This is a genomic window from Halomonas sp. Ps84H-12, assembly GCF_024124725.1.
GTDB classification, from domain to species: domain Bacteria; phylum Pseudomonadota; class Gammaproteobacteria; order Pseudomonadales; family Halomonadaceae; genus Vreelandella; species Vreelandella aquamarina.
On record NZ_JAMXSJ010000086.1, the window covers coordinates 1 to 1,546 of the forward strand.

1 protein-coding gene is annotated in these 1,546 nt (G+C 63.8%); it reads right to left on the minus strand.

Annotation, left to right across the window (positions count from 1 at the left end):
- Positions 1–4 precede the first annotated feature (4 nt).
- A complete protein-coding gene (locus NH344_RS18095) occupies positions 5–1,453 on the minus strand; it encodes an IS66 family transposase (protein WP_062375179.1) in 1,449 nt (482 codons plus the stop codon).
- Between the last annotated feature and the right edge of the window lie 93 nt (positions 1,454–1,546).

Here is a 1,546-nt window from a genome sequence, read left to right on the forward strand (position 1 = left end):
GTAACTATTCAGCACCGGTTGGCTGAGTCGGGGCTTCTTGCTGCATGAAGGCTGGCACCTCCCCCGCAAACAGTTGCTCCAGTGCGGTATGCGCCGCTACCCCTTGCTTGACGGCGGTCGAGAGAAAGCTACGCATGCGGCAGAAGATCTCAGCACCCTCCCAGGAGCGGAAACAGCCCGAGATTTTCTGCTGGACCTTGGTCATTCGCAGATCGCGTTCCCCCTGGTTGTTGGTGAAGGGAGCGGCAGGGTCGTCGAGGAAGCGCAACACGTCGTCCTCGTACGCCTGGAGGCGTTCCAGGAGGTTGCGCGGCTTGGTGCGCTTGGCCCGGCCTCGCGTTCCAGGTGGCGGTTTCACCGGCGGGGGGCACTCGGTGTCCCCTTTCGCCAGGCAATCTCGATAGCGCTGCCGCCAGGCTCGGGTCTCATCGGCCGAGAGGCAGCCGTCGGCCACCTCCACGGCGCGATGCATCTCCAACAACAGGTCATGCAAGGCCTTGGCCCATGCCTGGCCATCGTTCTCCCAGGCCGCTGTCAGCTCCCGAAGGTGGTGCGCATTACAGAGCGCGTGCCGGCAATCCGGATAGCGGTAGTAGGGCTTCCAGTGATCATGCACCAGCACGCCACGCACGAAGGGCAATACGCCGATGGCGTCCATCGCTTCCTGGCCGCGCTTGGGGTGCGGGGCCAACCAGGTCAGGGCCTCGTTGGAGGCGCTGTGTAGCCAGTAGCGTTTGCCACCGACCTGCATTCCGGTTTCATCGGCATGGACGGTGGCTGCTTCACGTAGCGCCGGGATCACCCACTCGGCGAACGCCTCGGCCCGCTGGTAGGCCTCCTGGTTGAAGGCGAACAGGGTGCCGGTGCTCAGCGACAGGCCGCACTGCGAGGTGAGCAACTCGCGGATACGCGCATAGGGCAACAGCTGATACTGGGAGAGATAGACGACATGCGCCTTGAGGCGAGGGCCATACTGGATGGGGCGAGTCACGCCCTCGGGGAATGGCGCCACGTAGCGTTGCCCCTGATCATCTTCGAGGACCTCAGCCTGATATTCGGTGACCACGGCCTGGATTACGATGTCCTGCACTTGGCGCGTTTCGACGCCGACCGGGCGGTAAGAACGCCCCTTGGGGAGTTGCCGACGATCGACACGGAGCTTGACCACCTCGTCGGGGTCCGTCACCGGCGCCAACGTCTTACCCTCATGCCCTGGCTGTCCGCCGGGGCGCCGCTCGCCTTTGGCGCGCGAGCGGCGCTGGCGATTGGGATCCTGGGACGGTGGCTTGCTGCTGTTGCGGCTACTGGTGGCCAGGCGATCGGCCATGAGCTTGACCAGCAGCATCAGCACATCGATGGCGGCACGCAGCGACGGCGAGACCGTCTGGTCTTCCTTGAGCTGCTGCCGGACCCGCTCCAGGGCCTCGTCGACGTTGATATCGCTGATGGTCATATCACCGCATAGGTGTGCCGAATGATGCTGTGCACTATGCCAGAAAAATCAGCTGGTTGGCGATACCCCATCCGCAGCCACCTGAATAGTTAC

Coding starts and splice junctions, on each gene's coding strand:
- NH344_RS18095 (WP_062375179.1), bottom strand. CDS start 1,453: ATGACCATCAGCGATATCAACGTCGACGAGGCCCTGGAGCGGGTCCGG.